This window comes from Bradyrhizobium sp. 62B, assembly GCF_030272265.2.
Classification (GTDB): Bacteria; Pseudomonadota; Alphaproteobacteria; order Rhizobiales; family Xanthobacteraceae; genus Bradyrhizobium.
In genome coordinates, this window is sequence record NZ_CP092841.2 from 842,865 (window position 1) to 858,406 (window position 15,542).

Annotated in this window: 18 protein-coding genes; 11 read left to right on the forward strand and 7 right to left on the reverse strand. The window is 65.0% G+C overall.

Going from position 1 to position 15,542, the window contains the following annotated elements:
• Positions 1–65 precede the first annotated feature (65 nt).
• The 3 genes from ML401_RS03945 (at position 66) to ML401_RS03955 (ending at position 1,701) form a co-directional block, all read left to right on the forward strand.
• Positions 66–467 carry a DUF983 domain-containing protein gene (locus ML401_RS03945; RefSeq protein ID WP_194405769.1) on the forward strand — a complete coding sequence of 134 codons (402 nt, stop codon included), beginning with the start codon at positions 66–68 and terminating at the stop codon, positions 465–467.
• On the forward strand, positions 464–1,216 hold the full coding sequence (locus ML401_RS03950; RefSeq protein WP_285809980.1) for an SURF1 family protein: 753 nt from the start codon (positions 464–466) through the stop codon (positions 1,214–1,216). Before ML401_RS03945 ends, ML401_RS03950 begins: the two co-directional genes overlap by 4 nt.
• Before the next feature lie 116 nt (positions 1,217–1,332).
• Entirely contained in the window at positions 1,333–1,701 is a 369-nt protein-coding gene (locus ML401_RS03955) for a nuclear transport factor 2 family protein (protein WP_194405771.1), read from the forward strand.
• 97 nt (positions 1,702–1,798) lie between these two features.
• Here the strand turns inward: ML401_RS03955 and ML401_RS03960 are convergent, their stop codons facing one another.
• The gene (locus tag ML401_RS03960) at positions 1,799–3,139 is read right to left on the reverse strand and encodes a histidine kinase (RefSeq protein ID WP_285809984.1); all 1,341 of its coding nucleotides are present in this window, start codon (positions 3,137–3,139) and stop codon (positions 1,799–1,801) included.
• An 87-nt stretch (positions 3,140–3,226) separates the two neighbouring features.
• Here ML401_RS03960 and ML401_RS03965 point away from each other — a divergent pair, with 87 nt between their 5' ends.
• From ML401_RS03965 to ML401_RS03985, 5 genes are all read left to right on the forward strand, one after another.
• On the forward strand, positions 3,227–3,871 hold the full coding sequence (locus ML401_RS03965) for a response regulator transcription factor (protein ID WP_211418747.1): 645 nt from the start codon (positions 3,227–3,229) through the stop codon (positions 3,869–3,871).
• 589 nt (positions 3,872–4,460) lie between these two features.
• Positions 4,461–5,879 carry a threonine synthase gene (thrC, locus tag ML401_RS03970; protein WP_259215454.1) on the forward strand — a complete coding sequence of 473 codons (1,419 nt, stop codon included), beginning with the start codon at positions 4,461–4,463 and terminating at the stop codon, positions 5,877–5,879.
• Entirely contained in the window at positions 5,876–7,165 is a 1,290-nt protein-coding gene (locus ML401_RS03975; protein ID WP_285809988.1) for a pitrilysin family protein, read from the forward strand. Before thrC ends, ML401_RS03975 begins: the two co-directional genes overlap by 4 nt.
• Before the next feature lie 39 nt (positions 7,166–7,204).
• The gene (locus tag ML401_RS03980) at positions 7,205–7,792 is read left to right on the forward strand and encodes a GNAT family N-acetyltransferase (RefSeq protein ID WP_011084002.1); all 588 of its coding nucleotides are present in this window, start codon (positions 7,205–7,207) and stop codon (positions 7,790–7,792) included.
• Between the two features lie 120 nt (positions 7,793–7,912).
• A complete protein-coding gene (locus ML401_RS03985) occupies positions 7,913–8,563 on the forward strand; it encodes a hypothetical protein (RefSeq protein WP_211418744.1) in 651 nt (216 codons plus the stop codon).
• Positions 8,564–8,717: 154 nt separating this feature from the next.
• Here ML401_RS03985 and ML401_RS03990 read toward each other — a convergent pair whose 3' ends face one another.
• The 5 genes from ML401_RS03990 to ML401_RS04010 all read right to left on the reverse strand — a co-directional run bounded on the left by ML401_RS03990 (position 8,718) and on the right by ML401_RS04010 (position 11,356).
• Positions 8,718–9,203 carry an ATP F0F1 synthase subunit B gene (locus ML401_RS03990; RefSeq protein ID WP_194405777.1) on the reverse strand — a complete coding sequence of 162 codons (486 nt, stop codon included), beginning with the start codon at positions 9,201–9,203 and terminating at the stop codon, positions 8,718–8,720.
• 6 nt (positions 9,204–9,209) lie between these two features.
• On the reverse strand, positions 9,210–9,776 hold the full coding sequence (locus tag ML401_RS03995) for a F0F1 ATP synthase subunit B (protein WP_194405778.1): 567 nt from the start codon (positions 9,774–9,776) through the stop codon (positions 9,210–9,212).
• A gap of 62 nt (positions 9,777–9,838) precedes the next feature.
• The gene (locus ML401_RS04000; RefSeq protein WP_007599451.1) at positions 9,839–10,069 is read right to left on the reverse strand and encodes a F0F1 ATP synthase subunit C; all 231 of its coding nucleotides are present in this window, start codon (positions 10,067–10,069) and stop codon (positions 9,839–9,841) included.
• A gap of 53 nt (positions 10,070–10,122) precedes the next feature.
• Positions 10,123–10,872, reverse strand: a complete 750-nt coding sequence (locus tag ML401_RS04005) for a F0F1 ATP synthase subunit A (protein ID WP_007605089.1) — start codon at positions 10,870–10,872, stop codon at positions 10,123–10,125.
• Between the two features lie 109 nt (positions 10,873–10,981).
• On the reverse strand, positions 10,982–11,356 hold the full coding sequence (locus tag ML401_RS04010) for an AtpZ/AtpI family protein (protein ID WP_063197865.1): 375 nt from the start codon (positions 11,354–11,356) through the stop codon (positions 10,982–10,984).
• Between the two features lie 359 nt (positions 11,357–11,715).
• Between ML401_RS04010 and ML401_RS04015 the strand changes: the two genes are divergently transcribed.
• A complete protein-coding gene (locus tag ML401_RS04015; RefSeq protein ID WP_374762336.1) occupies positions 11,716–12,261 on the forward strand; it encodes a hypothetical protein in 546 nt (181 codons plus the stop codon).
• Positions 12,262–12,366: 105 nt separating this feature from the next.
• Complete coding sequence (locus tag ML401_RS04020; RefSeq protein WP_285810041.1) at positions 12,367–12,843, forward strand: secondary thiamine-phosphate synthase enzyme YjbQ; 477 nt, start codon at positions 12,367–12,369, stop codon at positions 12,841–12,843.
• A 59-nt stretch (positions 12,844–12,902) separates the two neighbouring features.
• Here the strand turns inward: ML401_RS04020 and ML401_RS04025 are convergent, their stop codons facing one another.
• A complete protein-coding gene (locus ML401_RS04025; RefSeq protein WP_211418742.1) occupies positions 12,903–14,528 on the reverse strand; it encodes an MFS transporter in 1,626 nt (541 codons plus the stop codon).
• 338 nt (positions 14,529–14,866) lie between these two features.
• Between ML401_RS04025 and ML401_RS04030 the strand changes: the two genes are divergently transcribed.
• Complete coding sequence (locus tag ML401_RS04030; protein ID WP_211418741.1) at positions 14,867–15,538, forward strand: response regulator transcription factor; 672 nt, start codon at positions 14,867–14,869, stop codon at positions 15,536–15,538.
• Positions 15,539–15,542 lie beyond the last annotated feature (4 nt).

A 15,542-nucleotide genomic window follows, 5' to 3' on the forward strand; every position in this document is an offset into this window, starting at 1 on the left:
AGGGCCGCCCTTTCGCATTTGGGACGCCGCAAGTTTCGGCGAGAACTGTGATAGAGTCCGCCATCATGAACGACACCGCCGGCAAATCCGAGCCCGAGACCACCGTCCTGCAGAGCGCGCTGCGCGGGCTTGCCTGCAGATGTCCGCGTTGCGGCCAGGGCAAGCTCTATGCGGGCTTCCTCAACCTCGCGCCCGCCTGCGAGCGCTGCGGTCTCGACTACGCCTTCATCGATACCGGCGACGGTCCGGCGATCTTCATCATCATGCTGGCCGGCGGGATCGTCGTTGCGGCGGCGCTCATCGTCGAGGTCAAATACCAGCCGCCATACTGGCTGCATGCGGTGCTGTGGTTGCCGCTGATCCTGGCCACCACGCTGTTGCCGCTGCGTGCGATGAAGTCGCTGCTGATCGCGCTGCAATTCCACCACAAGGCGGCGCCGGGCCGACTGGTCGACCGCACGAAATGAACCAGCCCGCGCGCAAGCCTCGCGTGGCCGGCTTCGCGCTGTTCACGCTGTTCCTGACGGCTGTTCTGCTGGCGCTCGGCCTTTGGCAATTGCAGCGGCGGACCGCCAAGCACGAGCTGATCGCGGCGCTCACCGAGCGGCTTGCCGCGGCGCCCATCGCGCTGCCGTCACCGGCCCAATGGGCTGCGCTCAATCCCGCACGCGACGAATTCCGCCGCGTCAGCTTCACGGCGACCTACGCGGCCCTGCCCGATGCGATGGTCTATTCCTCCGGCTCGGCGGTGCGCAAGGATGCCTCCGGCCCCGGCACGTGGGCGTTCCTGCCGGCGCGGCTTCCGAGCGGCGAGACGGTCGTGATCGATGCGGGCTTCGTCGAGAACACCATGCAGGACCGCGGCGTCGAGGATCGCGCGGTGAAGAAGCTCCTGACCGGGCAGCCGGTCGCGTTCACCGGCTATCTGCGCTTTCCCGAGGCGGCCGGCTGGCTGACGCCGACGGAGAACCGCGACAAGCGGCTCTGGTTCGTGCGCGATCATCCGGCCATCGCAAGCGCGCTCGGCTGGGGCGCGGTGGCGCCGTTCTATGTGGATCTCGAGCAGCCGGCGCCCGAGAACGGCATTCCCCGTCCGGGGCCGCTCGACGTGCATCTGAAGGATGACCACCTGCAATATGCCCTCACCTGGTTCTTGCTCGCAGGCGCCGTGCTGATCGCCTTTGCGGTGTGGGCCAGAGGCCGGCGGCAGAGCTGAGCCGCCGAAGGTCTCCGCGCGGGAACCCGGTATCGCCCGGGGTTTATTATTCAGCGCACATTCACGAGTGTGGTCCTAAGCCGCCAGTGGTTTTCCGCGGCAGACAGGATTGCGGCGTGAGCGATTTCGATCAGATGGGAATTGTCGTCGACTGGCTGGACGCCTGCCGGAAGGGCGACCTCACGACGTTGCTCGACCTCTATGCGGACGACGCCCAGGTCGAATGCACGTGCAACGGCGCGCGGCGCTATCGCGGCCGGAGCGAACTCGAGGCCTATTGGCAGCCGCGGCTCAGCGCGTTCTCGCTGGCGGGCTTCGGGTTGGAGGAAATCCGCCCGGCGCCACATGGCGTCGATCTCGAATATTCCGTCGCCGGCGCGCTGCGCATTCACGCCTCCTTTCGCTTCAGTCCGGAAGGCAAGATCCGCAGCACGCTGTGCGAGCCGGCGCGGCAGAACGCGCATGACGGCTGTTGCGCCTGCTGAAGCATGATCCGGAAAAGTGCGCAGCGGTTTTTCGGAGAGATCATGCTTGAAGAACAACCTGGAGCGCGATGACGCTTCTTCCTCATCGCGTCGTGCTTTAGCCGCTGGCCGGCGCCTCGCGTGTCGTCTCGGCCGGAAGGCGGCAACGGACATAGGTTCGCTCGTCCACGCGCAGCAGGGACAGCGATCCGCTGAGCGCGCGCACGCGCTCATGCATGCCGGTCAGGCCGCGGCCGAAGGCATTGTCGGCGGGGAAGCCGGCTCCGTCGTCGGAGATCTCGACGATCAATGTTTCGCCGGCGATGGTCGCCTGGACATGGGCGCTGCCGGCCTTGGCGTGGCGCAGCACGTTGGTCAGTGACTCCTGGATCACGCGATAGACGGTCCGCGCCAACGGCCCGTCGACCACGTCGAGATCCGGATCGATCGTATCCGTCAGGATGATATGAGGCGCCTGCTTGCGAAAGTTTCGGAGCAGCGTCTGCACGCTGGTCGCAAGGCCCAGCTCCTCGATGTAGAGCGGCCGCAGCCGATCGAGGATGCGGCGGTTGGTCTGCTGCAGCGCTTCGACCGATTGCAGCACCTCTTCCGCCGAGTTGCCGAGATTTCCCGCCTGGGGCGAGGCGTCGATCAGCGCAATCGTGCCGGCGCGGATGCTGAACAGTAGCGGTCCGAGTTCGTCGTGCAATTCGCGGGCGAGATCGCGCCGCTCGTCATCCTGGAGCGATACCAGGCGATGCATTAGATCGCGATTGTCCTGGCTCAATTGCGCGAGCGTTGCAGCCAGCGCGTTTGCCTCCGCACAGCTCTGCCGAATCTCGGGCGGCCCTCCGACCGGGATCGGCGTCGCGTAATCGCCACGCCGCATCCGCGTCAGGCCTTTGCCGAGATGCTGCAGGGGGCGCAGAGCCGATCCAGTGAAGGCGTAGGCGATGATTCCAGTGAGCACCATCAGCATGGCGACGAGACTTGCCAAAGCGAGAAAGCCGATCCACTTCTCGAACAGGTCGGCTGACAGGTCCGGCAAAAACACGATATCGCCGATGTGCTTGCCATCAATGATCACAGCAGACGCGGTATCCATGTCCGGTATGGTCAGAAGATTGATGAACCACCCTGGAACCAGCTTCAGGTTGCGCGTGTCATCTCTCGGGGAGGGAGAAGGACCCTCTTCGACCCGACGGAATTGAATATCGGAGGAGGTGTCCAGCGACTGGACGAAGGCATCCAGCGTCTTCTGCGGATTGTCCGAGGCGCGCAGCGTGTTGTTGAGCGCGGTGGCAAGAATCCTGGTCGAGCGCCGGGCCGGCTCGTTCTCATCGGCAAGCTGCCCGGTTGCAAATATCTGCAGCAATATGCCGCCCAGGATCAGCGCGGCGAGAAAACTCGCGCCGAGCGGAAGAAACAGTTGTGTTCTGAACGAGAGTTGGTGCCACATTAGGTCAATTCTAACGCGCATCGGCGGGATTTGCTCTTTCCATTTGTTCCCGGCGGTCTATGAGTCAAGAAAACAAGAGAGCGCGCGATGCAAGATACTGCCAAGCCGGGGACCCGGGTCCTGATCGTCGACGACCATCCCGTGGTGCTGTCCGGTTGCCGCACCCTGTTCGCGTCCGACCATTCGATCCGTATCGAGGAGGCGACGGACGCCAAATCCGGGCATCGCGCCTATGTCAGCAAGCGGCCCGACGTCGCCGTGATCGACATCAGCCTGCCCGACGTCTCCGGCTTCGAACTGATGCGACGGATCCGCAAGGACGATCCCGACGCCAAGATCATCATGTTCAGCATGAACGACGATCCGGCCTTCGTGGTGCGGGCAGTCGAGCTTGGGGCGCAGGGTTATGTTTCCAAGGGCGACGATCCCAGGATCCTGCTGAAAGCGGTGCGCAAGGTGGTCGCCGGCGACAATTTCATCTCACCGCAACTCGCGGAAGCCGTGACGTTTTCCGGCGCGGCGATCAAGGCCAACCCGGCCTCGCAGATGACGCCGCGGGAGCTCGAGATTCTCCGCCTGCTCGGACGCGGCGACAAGATCGTGGAAGTCGCGGAAGCGCTCGGCATCTCCTACAAGACGGTCGCCAACACCACGTCCCTGCTCAAGCAGAAGTTGGGGGCCAGGAACCACTCCGACCTGATCAGGATCGCAGTGGAAATCGGGATGAATTGACGTCCCGGGTGCTCGCGGCCCGGGCACTGGCGGCCCGGGCACCACCGGCCCGGAAGCGCCGAACCGGCCGCTCCAGCCGGCTCGGCGGGACGGATCGCTGTCAGCGCGCAGCCGGGCAATGCATGGACACCGCCGACACCCATCCGCCGAGCCCAATGGGCGGAGGCAGGGTTCGTTCCCAACGAATCCCATCATTCGGGAAAGAGCGGCAATGCGCGACGTGCTGCTGCACGGGGGGCGTTTGCCGGGGCCGGATTTCGATCGGGAAAAATAGGAACATTTTCTTGCCCTCATCGTTTTCGCCCTTGACGGTTTCGTGACAGGCGACGAAAGAGTTGCGCGAACAGTTTTGAGGGGGCGACGACCCCGAGAGGCAAACCGGTCTGCACACATCAACGACAGACCTTCCAAGAAAGGGGCTGCGGCATCGCCGCAGCCCCTTTTCGTTGAGCGGGGGAGAGGCGGGAAGCGGTTTCCCGATGCCGCAAAACACTTTATGGTGGCCCAAAGCCTCTGGCCGCTAACAAGTAATTTCGTGAAATCAAAGGCTTAACGAGCGGCGCAGGCCGCTCGGCCTTTGGAGGGCAGTTTGACTCGTTATATCTCGACCCGGGGCGAGGCCCCCGAACTCGGCTTCTGCGACGTGATGCTGACCGGGCTTGCCCGCGACGGCGGCCTGTATGTGCCAACCATCTGGCCACAGCTCTCCAGCGAGACCATCGCCGGTTTCTTCGGCCGTCCCTATTGGGAGGTCGCGGTCGATGTGATTCGTCCCTTCACCGGCGGCGAGATCACCGATGCCGAGCTCGGCCGCATGGCGAACGAGGCCTACGCGACCTTCCGCCATCCGGCGGTGGTGCCGCTGCGCCAGATGGCGCCGCACCAGTTCGTGCTGGAGCTGTTCCACGGTCCGACGCTCGCCTTCAAGGACGTGGCGATGCAGCTCATCTCGCGGCTGATGGACCATGTGCTCGCCAAGCGCGGCCAGCGCACCACCATCGTGGTCGCGACGTCGGGCGATACCGGCGGCGCCGCGGTGGAGGCTTTCGCCGGCCTCGAGAACGTGGATCTGATCGTGCTGTTTCCGCACGGCCGCATCTCCGAGGTGCAGCGGCGAATGATGACGACGACGGGCGCGGCCAATGTCCATGCGCTCGCCATCGAAGGCAATTTCGACGACTGCCAGGCGCTCGTGAAGGGGATGTTCAACAACCATCGCTTCCGCGATGCGACCTCGCTCTCCGGCGTCAATTCCATCAACTGGGCGCGCATCGTCGCCCAGGTGGTCTACTACTTCACGTCAGCCGTTGCCGTCGGTGCGCCGGCGCGCGCGGTGGATTTCGTCGTGCCGACCGGCAATTTCGGCGACATCTTTGCCGGCTACGTCGCCAAGCGCATGGGATTGCCGGTGCGGACCCTGCGCATTGCCGCCAACGTCAACGACATTCTCGCGCGCACGCTGAAGACGGGAATCTACGAAGTGCGCGAGGTGCACGCGACGGCGTCGCCGTCGATGGACATCCAGATCTCGTCGAATTTCGAGCGGCTGCTGTTCGAGGCTGGCCGGCGCGATGCGGCGGGTGTGCGTCGTCTGATGGATTCGCTGAAGCAGTCCGGACGTTTCGTGCTGCCCGATGCGACGCTGGCCGCCATCCGCGAGGAGTTCGACGCCGGTCGCGCCGACGAGACCGAGACCGCGGCCGCGATCCGCGCCGGCTGGCGCGAGGCGGGCGAGCTGGTCGATCCCCATACGGCGGTGGCGCTCGCCGTCGCAGATCGCGACACCACGGACACTGGGGTGCCGAGCATCGTGCTTTCCACCGCCCATCCGGCCAAATTCCCCGACGCCGTCGAAGCGGCCTGCGGCCAGCGGCCGCAACTGCCGGCCTGGCTCGACGGATTGATGACCAAATCCGAACACATGAAGGTGATGAAGAACGATCAGGCCGAGGTCGAGCGGTTCGTGCTGTCGGTCAGCCGCGCCGCAAAGCAGGGAGTTGCCGGATGAGTGTCGAGATTTCCAAGCTTGCCTCCGGCCTGACCGTCGTCACTGACGAGATGCCCCATCTCGAGACCGCAGCGCTCGGCGTCTGGGCCGGCGTCGGCGGCCGCGACGAGAAGCCGAACGAGCACGGCATTTCGCATCTGCTCGAACACATGGCGTTCAAGGGCACCACCAAGCGCTCCTCGCGCGAGATCGTCGAGGAGATCGAGGCGGTCGGCGGCGACCTCAATGCCGGCACCTCGACCGAGACCACGTCCTATTATGCGCGGGTGCTGAAGGCCGACGTGCCGCTCGCGCTCGACGTGCTCGCCGACATCCTCGCCAATCCCGCCTTCGAGCCCGACGAGCTGGAGCGCGAGAAGAACGTCATCGTGCAGGAGATCGGTGCCGCGCAGGATACGCCCGACGACGTCGTCTTCGAGCATCTCAACGAGCTCTGCTATCCGGACCAGCCGATGGGCCGCTCGCTGCTCGGCACGGCCAAGACGCTGCGCGCCTTCAACCGCGACATGCTGCGCGGCTATCTCTCGACGCATTATCGCGGACCCGACATGGTGGTGGCGGCGGCCGGCGCGGTCGATCACAGCCAAGTGGTCGCCGAGGCCGAGAAGCGCTTCGCGAATTTCGAGGGGACGCCGGGTCCGAAGCCGCAGACCGCCCAGTTCGGCAAGGGCGGCGCCAAGGTGGTGCATCGCGAGCTGGAGCAGGCGCATCTGACGCTGGCGCTGGAAGGCGTGCCGCAGAGCGATCTGTCGCTGTTCTCGCTCCAGGTCTTCACCAACATCCTCGGCGGCGGAATGTCCTCGCGCCTGTTCCAGGAGGTGCGCGAGAAGCGCGGCCTCTGCTATTCGATCTACTCGTTCCACGCGCCCTATACCGACACCGGTTTCTTCGGCCTCTACACCGGTACCGATCCGGCCGACGCGCCGGAGATGATGGAGGTCGTGGTCGACATCATGAATGATTCGGTGGAGACGCTGACCGAGGCCGAGATCGCGCGGGCCAAGGCGCAGATGAAGGCAGGCCTCCTGATGGCGCTGGAAAGCTGCTCGTCCCGCGCCGAGCAGCTTGCCCGTCATGTCCTTGCCTATGGGCGGCCGCAGACGGTGGAGGAGCTGGTGGCCCGGATCGACGCCGTCAGCGTCGAATCGACCCGGGACGCGGCGCGGGCGCTGTTGTCGCGGAGCCGGCCCGCCGTTGTCGCATTGGGCAGTGGCAGGGGTCTGGACACGGCGGTGTCTTTTGCGGAAGGATTGACCCGGGCACGTGCCAAGGCGCGGCTGCATTAGGAGCCGCGCGCGGGTCGATCTGCCCCGGGAAGCATCACCATGGCCCTCTTTCGCCTGCCGTCCAGTGGACCCGCCGCCCTCGCGCCGCGCGGCAACGGGCTGTTGCTGCGCGCGCCGCAGATGTCGGACTTCCTGCAATGGGCACATCTGCGTGAGTCCAGCCGCGACTACCTGACACCCTGGGAGCCGATCTGGCCGTCGGACGATCTCACCCGCTCAGGCTTCCGCCGCCGTCTGCGCCGCTATTCCGAGGACATCGCGGCGGACCGCTCTTATCCCTTTCTGATCTTCCGCGAGCTCGACGGCGCCATGGTCGGCGGCATCACGCTGGCCAATGTCCGCCGCGGCATCGTGCAGGCCGGCACCATCGGCTATTGGGTCGGGCAGCCCCATGCCCATCGCGGCTACATGACGGCGGCGCTGCGGGTGCTGCTGCCGACACTGTTCGGCGAGCTCAATTTGCACCGGGTCGAGGCGGCCTGCATCCCCACCAATGCGCCGTCGATCCGGGTGCTGGAAAAGTGCGGTTTCTCACGCGAGGGGCTCGCCCGCCGCTACCTCTGCATCAACGGGGTCTGGCAGGATCATCTGCTGTTCGGCCTGCTGCATGAGGATTTCCGCGGCTGAGCCGCCCGATTCGCGTGGCCAAATCCCCCATTTTGCTGCCTTGGGTTCGCCGATTTTGGCGATATAACCCGCGGGGCCTGCCGGCGATCGGCCGGGTTTTGTCATGGAGTAGGGGCTTTGATGGGGAAGCAGCTTCGGTCGTCGCGGAATGTCCTGCGGCAGGTGCCTGCGATCGCGCTTGTTGTGTCGGTGTCGCTCGCCGCTGTCTCGCCGGTGGCGGCCCAGTCACTGACCGACCGTTTCAAGAGCCTGTTCGGCGGCAAGTCCGACGAGCCGGCCCAGCCCAAGCCGCCGCCGGCGCCCGGCCAGCCGGCCGAGGACGACCTCGATTGCCCCCAGGTGACGGTGCGTGCGGGGGCCTCGACCTACGCGGTCGGCGCCAGCGGCAAGCCGGCTGTCGGCAATGAGATTCGCTTCCAGGCCTCGATCACCAAGATGGCGCGCGAATGTGCCCGCAGCAGCGGCGGCATCACGGCCCGGATCGGTATCCAGGGCCGCGTGATCGCCGGTCCCGCCGGCGCGCCTGCCTCCGTCGAGGTGCCCTTGCGCATCGCCGTCGTGCAGGGCGGCGTCGGCGAGAAGGTGATCGCCTCGAAGGCCTACCGCACCACGGTCGACATGACCGAGGGCGGCAGCGTGCCCTTTACCTTCGTGATCGAGGACATGACCTATCCGGTGCCGGCACCCGCGGTCGCCGACAACTACATTTTCTATGTCGGCTTCGACCCGCAGGCGCTCTCGCCCGAGCCGAAGGGGCGGAAGAAGAAGTAGGGCGGGTAGTGCCCCGGACGCAGCGCAGCGCTTCTTCAGCGGTGCTCTGCGTCGCGTCATTGCATGCCGCGCCGCGTCTGGGACACGAAACCCTTCAGCCAACAAAAAAGCCGGCGCTCATCGCGCCGGCTTTTGATTGGTGAAGGCAATTGCCTCAGTTCAGCTTCTGCCGGACTTCGTTGATGCCCTTGGCGAGCAGATCGTCGGCGACCTGGCCCTTGACCGACTGCGACAGGATCGTCGAGGCGGCCTGGACGGCGGCCTCCGCGGCGGCGGCGCGGACATCGGCCACCGCCTGGGCCTCGGCGAGTGCGATCTTGCTCTCGGCGGTCTTGGTACGGCGGGCGACGAAGTCTTCCATCTTCGCCTTGGCCTCGGTCGCGATGCGCTCGGCTTCGCTTCTGGCGTTGGCGATGATCTCGGCGGCCTCGCGTTCGGCCGAGGCGGTGCGCGCCTTGTAGTCGGCGAGCACCTTGGCGGCTTCCTGCTTGAGGCGCTGGGCGTCGTCGAGTTCGGCCTTGATGCGCTCGGCACGATGATCGAGCGCGGTCATCGCCGACTTGAAGACCCCGAGATAGCCGAACACGACCATCAGGATCACGAAGGCGATGGCGACCCAGGTTTCAGGATCGAAGAACATCTGTAGCTAACCTTTCAGCGACGCATCGACCGCGGCATTGACTGACGCGGCATCGGGGACGACGCCGGTGAGCTGCTGCACGATCTGACCTGCCGCATCGGCCGCGATGCCGCGGACGTTGCTCATGGCGGCGGCGCGGGTCGAGGCGATGGTCTTTTCCGCCCCTGCGAGCTTGGCCGCCAGTTGCTCTTCCACGGCCTTGCGCTCGGCGTCCGCCTGCGCATTCGCCTTGTCGCGGGATTCGTTGCCGATCGCCTGCGCCCGCGAACGCGCCGAGGCGAGCTCGCTTTCATAGGCCTTCAGCGCCGCGTCGGACTGGTCCTTCAGCTTCTGCGCTTCGGCGAGGTCGCCCTCGATCTTGTTCTGACGCGCCTCGATCGCCCCGCCGACCTTGGGCAGAGCGAGCTTGGACACGATCACATAAAGCACGACGAAGAAGATCGCGAGCGACACCAGCTGCGAAGCATAGTTGCTGCTCTCGAACGGCGGAAAGCCGCCACCGTGGTGACCACCGTCAGCCTCGGTGTGTGCGCCCGCCGCCGGACCCTTCGCCCCGCCATGACTCTCAGCCATGGAGTACTCCTGTTGCTGTCAAGCGCGCCGCTTCGGTTGAAGCGGCGCGAAGAACGTCGTCCTCAGAGCGGAACGAACAGCAGCAGCAGCGCGATCAGCAGCGAGAAAATGCCGAGCGCTTCGGTCACGGCGAAGCCGAAGATCAGGTTGCCGAACTGGCCCTGAGCGGCCGACGGGTTGCGAACCGCCGCGGCGAGGTAGTTGCCGAAGATCACGCCGACGCCGACGCCCGCGCCGCCCATGCCGATGCATGCGATGCCCGCGCCGATAAGTTTTGCTGCTGCCGGATCCATTTTAGACTCCTTGGAAGAAAGATTGGGTTGTGGGTGGAAATTCCCCGGACCGCTCAGTGTCCCGGATGAATGGCGTCGTTGAGGTAGATGCAGGTCAGGATCGCAAACACATAGGCCTGCAGGAACGCGACCAGGATCTCGAGGGCGTACAGCGCGACCGTGAGCGCCAGCGGCAGCACGCCGCCGACCCAGCCGAGTGCGCCGAGCGAGAAGCCGAGCATGGCGACGAAGCCCGCGAACACCTTCAGCGCGATGTGGCCGGCCAGCATGTTGGCGAACAGACGGACGCTGTGGGAGACCGGCCGCAGGAAGAACGACAGGATCTCGATGAACATCACCAGCGGCAGGATGTAGCCGGGGACACCGTGGGGCACGAAGATCGAGAAGAACTTCAGGCCGTTCTTGGCGACGCCGTAGATCAGCACGGTGAAGAACACCAGAAGCGCGAGCGCTGCCGTCACGATCAAATGGCTCGAGATCGTGAAGGTATAGGGGATGATGCCGACCAGGTTCGAGACGCAGATGAACATGAACAGCGAGAAGATCAGCGGGAAGAACTTCATGCCTTCCGCGCCGGCCGTCGAACGGATGGTGCTGGCTACGAATTCGTAGGAGATCTCGGCGACCGACTGCAGGCGCCCGGGAACCAGCTGCGTGCCGCTGGCAAGCATCAGGATCGAGATGATCGCCACCGCCACCAGCATATAGAGCGACGAATTGGTGAAGGCGATCGTGTGATTGCCGATATGGCCCAGGGTGAAGAGAGGCTCGATGTTGAACTGGTGGATCGGATCGATTTTCATCAGCGCGGCATCTCTTGGTCTGCCGGGCTATGCCGGCGGGTCTCGGTCTGCCGGCCGGGCCGGCCCGTACCGGCAAGACCGGCACGATCAATCTCATGGTGCGGATCGGCTATGATCCACCGCGCCTGTTCTGACCCGCGCCTGCCGTTCTCACCACATTCACTACGCCGGCGACGAAGCCCAGCAACAGGAACACGATAAACCCGAAAGGCGAGGTCGACAGCAAGCGGTCGAAACCCCAGCCAATCCCCGCTCCGACCACGACGCCGGCGATCAACTCCGAGGATAGTCGGAAACCTAGCGCCATCGCCGAGGCTCTGGCCGCTCCGTCTCCACCGTCACCTGCGGGTTGCTCGGTCTTGATCCGGCGGTCGCGAAATTCGGACAACCTCTGATCAAGACTTCCGAGCCGTTCGGAAAGCGCAGCTTCCTCGGACGATTTATCGCGATCCCCATTCTCGCCGTGTCCCGTGCCCTGTGTCATGCAACGAAGACCCGAAACGCCGCGGCTGAATGGAAATTGCGCCCGCCACCCTCAAAAGCCGCGCGGACCATACTGATGGCCTATAATCAAGTCAAGCCAAGTCACGATTGCGTCGCTTTCGCTTATGTATCTGATTTATTTGGGGATATTGGCGTGCACGGCAGCGCTGCACACAGCGTGACGCCGCACCGCAGCAGCTCGCCTCGGGATCGGCGGACGCGACCGGCCTTTCGCCGCGCTGCCGGGATCGAAGACGCCGCTGGGATCGTTGATGCCGGTGTGCGTTTTGGGCGGCGGATCGCCACGCCGGGGTGTAGAATTTGCCGGATTGCCACCTCCACGTCGTGGCGGAGAGCGCGATGAGACCCGTGAAATCATCCACAACATCCTGCACAAGATCCTGCACCGCATCCTGGCTTGCGGCGGCGGCGTTTGCCGCGGCGATGGCGATCGGCGGCGGCCTCAAGGCTGCGCCAGCCGCACCCGACAGCGAAAACGGTCGCTACAGCATGACGCCCATTCCCGAGGGCGTGCTGCGGCTCGACACCCGCACCGGCACGGTCTCGACCTGCAGCAAGAACGGCGCCGGCTGGGCCTGCTATGTCGTGCCCGACGAACGGACCGCGCTCGATGCCGAGATCGGCCGGCTGCAGGCCGAGGTCGAGAAGCTGAAGGGACAGCTCGCGGCGGGGCCGACGGTGTCGGGCAAGGTCGACGAGGCGCTGCCGAAATCCGACCCGCTGAAGAAAGCCGAGCCGAGGAGCGGAGAGGGCGAGCGCAAGATCGAGATCCCGCTGCCGAGCGACCAGGACGTCGATCGCGTGATGTCGTTCCTGGAAAAGGCCTGGCGGCGGCTGATCGACATGGCCAACCGGGTGCAAAAGGACGTGTCGGGAAAGATCTAGCTCATAGCGAGATGCCGTAGGGTCGGCAAAGCAAAGCGTGCCCGCCAATTCCAATGATCGGGAAAGATCTTGGGTACGGCGGCTTTCCGAGTTGAGAGACCTTCCATGACATCGATCAAATCCGTCACCCGCTCGGCGCCATCGACGGTGCAGGCCGCCACCGTCTCATCGTCACTGCTGACGGTGCAGACATCGGGCCATGGCTTCACCGATCTCACCGGCGAAGCTGCAAAATTCATCAACGAGGTTCGCGCGCGCGACGGTGCGTTGACGCTGTTCATCCGCCACACCTCGGCCTCGCTGACGATCCAGGAGAACGCTGATCCTTCCGTGCTCGTCGACCTCACGACCGCGCTGTCCCGGCTCGCGCCGGAGAATGCCGGGTGGACCCACGACACCGAAGGCCCGGACGACATGCCGGCACACGTCAAGACGATGTTGACCGGGGCCTCGCTTCAGGTCCCGGTGCTGAACGGCAGGCTCGCACTCGGCACCTGGCAGGCGATCTATCTGATCGAGCATCGCAGGCGCCCGCACCGGCGCGAGGTGGTGCTGCAATTCGTCGGCTCAGCAATCCCATAAAACAAAACCGGCCGCGGAAACCGCGGCCGGTTGATGCTGGTTGAGATCGGTGCTTTCGATCAGGTCGCCTTGATGTCGACGTCCTTGGTCTCCGGCAGGAAGAGCAAGCCGATCACGACGGTAATCGAAGCGAAGATGATCGGGTACCAGAGGCCGGCATAGATGTCGCCGGTCGAGGCCACGATGGCAAAGGCGGTCGCCGGCAACAGGCCGCCGAACCAGCCGTTACCAATGTGGTAGGGCAGCGACATCGAAGTGTAGCGGATGCGGGTCGGGAACAGTTCGACCAGCATCGCGGCGATCGGGCCGTACACCATGGTGACGAACAGCACCAGGACGAACAGCAGCCCGATGATCGCGGCCACCTGCGGGCGGAAGATGTCGAACGGATGCGCCATCTTCACGATGCCGGCATCGCCGGCCTTCGGATAGCCGGCTGCCTGCACGGCGGCGAGGACTGCCGGGTTGCCGTCCTTGGCGTTGGCGTAGGCGACTTCCTTGCCATTGACCATCACCTTCACGCCCGAGCCGGCGGCTCCCGGCGCGGTCGAGTACTTGACCGACGACTGCGACAGGAACGCGCGCGCGGTGTCGCAAGGTGCCGTGAAGACGCGGGTGCCGACCGGGTTGAACAGGTCGCCGCAGCCCGCGGGATCGGCCACAACCTCGACCTTGGTCTGCTCGATGGCCTTCTCCAGCGCCGGGTTGGCGTTGGTGGTGATCATCTTGAAGATCGGGAAGAAGGTCAGTGCCGCGATCAGGCAGCCGCCGAGGATGATCGGCTTGCGGCCGATCTTGTCGGACAGCATGCCGAACACGATGAAGAAGCCGGTGCCGAGCAGCAGCGACCAGGCGATCAGCAGGTTGGCGGTGTAACCGTCGACCTTCAGGATCGATTGCAGGAAGAACAGCGCGTAGAACTGGCCGGTGTACCAGACCACGCCCTGGCCCATCACGCCGCCGAGCAGCGCGAGCAGCACGAGCTTGCCGTTCTGCCAGTTGCCGAAGGCTTCCGTCAGCGGCGCCTTCGAGCTCTTCCCCTCGTCCTTCATCTTCTGGAAGATCGGGGATTCATTGAGGCGGAGCCGGATCCAGACCGAGACGCCGAGCAGCAGCACCGAGACCAGGAACGGGATGCGCCAGCCCCAGGCGGCGAAGTCGGGTTCGCCAAGGGCGCTGCGGGTGAACAGGATCACCAGCAGCGACAGGAACAGGCCGAGCGTCGCGGTGGTCTGAATGAAGGAGGTGTAATAGCCGCGCTTGCCGTTCGGAGCGTGCTCCGCGACATAGGTCGCCGCACCGCCATACTCACCGCCGAGCGCCAGGCCCTGGGCGAGGCGGAGCGCGATCAGGATGATCGGGGCCGCGATGCCGATGGTCGCCGCGTTCGGCAGCAGGCCGACGATGAAGGTCGACAGACCCATGATCAAGATGGTGACGAGGAAGGTGTATTTGCGGCCGACGATGTCGCCGACGCGGCCGAACACGATTGCGCCGAACGGGCGGACCAGGAAGCCGGCTGCGAACGCCAGTAGCGCGAAGATGTCGCGGGTTGCCGGCGGATAGGCCGAGAAGAACTGCGCGCCGATGATGCCGGCGAGTGAACCGTAGAGGTAGAAGTCGTACCACTCGAAGACGGTACCGAGCGAGGAAGCGAGGATGACGAACCGTTCGTCCTTTGTCATCCCTCCCGCGCGTGCTTGAGACACAGCCATCGTCGACATATTGAATCGCTCCCCGAAATGCGTTTCCTCGCGCCCCGGATGTCCGGACATGCCGGATCAACCCAGGTCTTGCCCGCAAGGTAACATCGGCGTGAAAGCCGCCCCAATACGACTTTCGGCCTTGCGCACTGACGTGCAGCTGACGTCCGGTATCGGGCAACGGCGTGCCGCCACGGAGATTCCAAGATTAACCCCTTTGCAGCAAAGGGATAATGTGCACTTGCATGCCACGTCCGCTCGGGGAAGAATTGGTTCATCCGGGATCGGTCTGCCGGCCCGCGAACGACAGCAAGAGAACGATGAACGCTCCCTCGACCCATCTCGTCATCGCCGATGACCATCCCCTGTTCCGCGACGCGCTGCGACAGGCGGTGGCCGGCGTCCTGACCTCGGCCCAAATCGACGAGGCCGGGTCGTTCGAGGATCTGACCAAGCTCCTGGAACAGGCCTCGGACGTCGACCTGATTCTGCTCGACCTCTCGATGCCCGGGATCTCGGGCTTTTCCGGCCTGATCTACCTGCGGGCGCAATATCCGGCGATCCCGGTGGTGATCGTCTCGGCGTCCGACGACGGTGCCACGATCCGCCGCTCGCTCGATTTCGGCGCCTCCGGCTTCATTCCGAAGCGGTTCGGCGTCGAGACCTTGCGCGACGCCATTCTCAAGGTGATGGAGGGCGACGTCTGGGTTCCCGCCGACACCGACCTGTCCGCAGCCAGCGATCCCGACATGACGCGCCTGCGCGACCGCCTGGTGACGCTGACGCCGCAGCAGGTCCGGGTCCTGATGATGTTGTCGGAGGGACTGCTCAACAAGCAGATCGCCTATGAGCTCGGGGTATCGGAGGCCACCATCAAGGCGCATGTCTCGGCGATCCTGCAAAAGCTCGGCGTCGAGAGCCGCACCCAGGCGGTGATCGCCGCCGCCAAGATCGCCGGCGGCCAGTGGAAGCAGGGCACCCCGACGGGGTGAGCCT